Annotated in this window: 1 protein-coding gene; it reads right to left on the bottom strand. The window is 22.3% G+C overall.

All coding sequences use genetic code 11. The annotated features are described in order from the left end of the window. Positions 1-277, bottom strand: a 277-nt coding sequence (locus LDP10_RS03020; protein ID WP_265197264.1) for an FAD-dependent oxidoreductase, incomplete at its 3' end; no start/stop codon positions are given. Positions 278-830 lie beyond the last annotated feature (553 nt).

The raw sequence follows: 830 nt of genomic DNA, 5'->3' as shown, positions 1-830 counted from the left end.
TAGCTCTTACAGCTGGGCCTTTTTTAGCATTGAGTATTCTAAACTGAATACCAGAATAATCAATTGCTTTTGCCATAACACCACCCAATGAATCAATTTCTTTAACTAAATGACTCTTACCAATACCACCTATAGCAGGATTACAGGATAAAAATCCTAAACTCTTTAATTTTTGAGTTAATAAAATGGTTTTATAACCCATTCTTGCGGAAGCCATTGATGCTTCAGTTCCTGCATGCCCTCCTCCAATGATAATAACATCAAAACGATCAAACATTCAATAAACCTTAATCAATTAAAAATAGAAATTAGAATTATTTCACCTATAATACAAAAAATAAAATTAATATGAAAGAGATATATTTAGTTAAAGAGTAATTAAATAAAATAAGAATACATTTATTTCATTTATATCTCCTATATTAAATAAAAATACAATTAAATAAAATAAGAATACATTTATTTCATTTATATCTCCTATATTAAATAAAAATACAATTAAATAAAATAAGAATACATTTATTTCATTTATATCTCCTATATTAAATAAAAATAAATATAAATGTAATTATGTATTTATGTTTTTTTGTTAGCAACGAAAAATTCTGAGGATAACTGCTCTTACTCCTTGATAAATAAAGCATTTATTATATTAATTAACTATGAATAACTATCATATTATTTTTTATTTTTCGCAAAAAAACACCAAAATTTACAAAAAAATCTTTTTTAAAAAAAAATAGATCAAAAAAAATACAATTAAACGCATCCAAAAAAGCAAAAAAATAATTTATTGATCATTTATTGTGCAATTAAATGCATCCTTTTTT

It is taken from the genome of Buchnera aphidicola (Pemphigus obesinymphae) (genome assembly GCF_026122815.1).
Lineage (GTDB): Bacteria > Pseudomonadota > Gammaproteobacteria > Enterobacterales > Enterobacteriaceae > Buchnera_C > Buchnera_C aphidicola_BJ.
Note: the sequence above shows the minus strand (reverse complement) of the source record. Positions and strands in the feature narration are given on the sequence as shown.